Raw genomic sequence first — 1,613 nt, forward strand, 5'->3', positions numbered from 1 at the left:
TCCGCTGCGCAAAGCCTTCGCGTCGCGGCTTCACGGCGGGCATGGTCAATGTGAAACAGGGGAGCCTCTCATGCGTTTCGCCTTCCTCATCCTTCTGTCGCTGACTCCTCCGTTGCTCGCCGCCCCGGTGTTGCCGCCGGACAACCGGGCCACCGTCGAGACCCTTCGCCAGGCCGCCGATGTGATGGAAAAGGATGACGACCCGGATCATCAACGATGGTTCTGGTGCCGGGTGGCCGAGCTTCGGCGCAAAATCGGAGACCGGCGCGGCGAGGCGGCCGCCATCCAACGGGCTTGGGAAGTCACCGAGAAGGAGGACACGGACGGCGACGAGACAAAGTGGCGGCCGGTCATCCTCACGTGCGCGCGTCTGGGGGAGACGGCGAAGGCGCTGAAACTGGCCGCGTTCTACCCCAAAGACTGTAAAAACCTCGTCATCAGCCCGCGGAATGAAATCTTGTCGGAGGCGGCCGAGGAGGCGGCCCTCGCCGGTCAGTTCCAAGCCGCCGGGGAGATCGCCGACGCCATCGGGTACGAGGCGAATCGGAGGGAGGTGCGGGAATATGTCCGGCGTCTGGAAATCGTCGCCCGGTTCAAGGCGGGGGAAACCAAGCGGGCTCTGCGGGGGGTGACGACGCTTTCAATCAACCTCCTAAAAATCTCCGCCCTCGTCGGCGAACCGAAGGAGCGGTACTCGCAAGACATCACTGCGCCGGGGGACGGGATCGCGGATCTCCAGTTGCTCTCGAAGGACAAGGCCGGAGCCAGGCAATCCGCCCTCCAAGCCCTCGCCCTGATCCCGGACGCCGAAGAGCACGGCCGACGGTCGGCCTGCGTCGCCGCGGTCCGAATCCTGTGTCAGGTTGACGATCTCGCGGAGGCCAAAAAAGCGCTGGCCCGCCATCTGGCCGTCAACCGAAAAAACAAACTGACGCCGGATTCGGATCTGTTCTTGGATTTGCTCGCGCGCGGGCACATGGCCGTCGCCGAGGTTCGGGCCGGGAGAGACGAGGCCGCGCTGGCCTTCCTCAAGGGACTTGACTTGAAAGGCGAGCAAGCCTGGCTGCTCCGCATCATCGCGCTGGCCCAGGCCCGCGCCGGCCGGGCGGAGGCATCAAAGGCCAGCTTCGCCAGGGCGATTGAGCTTGTCGCCGACAAGGAGAAAACGGACGACTTGTGCCACATCCTCGGCTCCCAAGCGCTGGCCGGCGACTTCGACGGGGCGATCATGTCGGCCAGACAGTTCCGATGCGAAGGCGTCATCTGGGAGGAACTCGCTCTCCTGCAAGCAAAGGCCGGCGACTTCGACGGCGCCCGAAAGACAATCACCACCGGCTTGAAGGCCCCGGAATACTGGCCGACATACGTCCTGCCGCTCATCGCCAGGGCGCAAGCCGCCGCCGGCCAGCCGGCCGCCGTGCGAGAATGGTCGGCGAAGCTGGATGACCCCCGGACACGGGCCGCCGTCCTTCTCGGGCTGGCGGAGGGGCTTGTTCAGGAACCGGCAAAGCCGGGCGGGAAGTGACAACCTTCCGGTGTCGGAGGATAATGGCAATAGTCAGCGTCTCCGTGAAGCCGCGACGCGGAGTCTTCGCAGCGGAGCGCGGACTTCC

1 protein-coding gene is annotated in these 1,613 nt (G+C 65.5%); it reads left to right on the plus strand.

All coding sequences use genetic code 11. The features are described from left to right. The first annotated feature begins 70 nt into the window (after positions 1-70). Positions 71-1,525, plus strand: coding sequence for a tetratricopeptide repeat protein (locus BGIM_RS47880; protein WP_020467891.1), 1,455 nt, complete (start codon positions 71-73; stop codon positions 1,523-1,525). The last annotated feature ends 88 nt before the right edge of the window (positions 1,526-1,613 follow it).

The organism is Zavarzinella formosa DSM 19928, assembly GCF_000255705.1.
Lineage (GTDB): Bacteria > Planctomycetota > Planctomycetia > Gemmatales > Gemmataceae > Zavarzinella > Zavarzinella formosa.

Excerpts from the sequence above, each read along its gene's own strand:
- BGIM_RS47880 (WP_020467891.1), top strand. The coding sequence starts at position 71 with ATGCGTTTCGCCTTCCTCATCCTTCTGTCGCTGACTCCTCCGTTGCTC.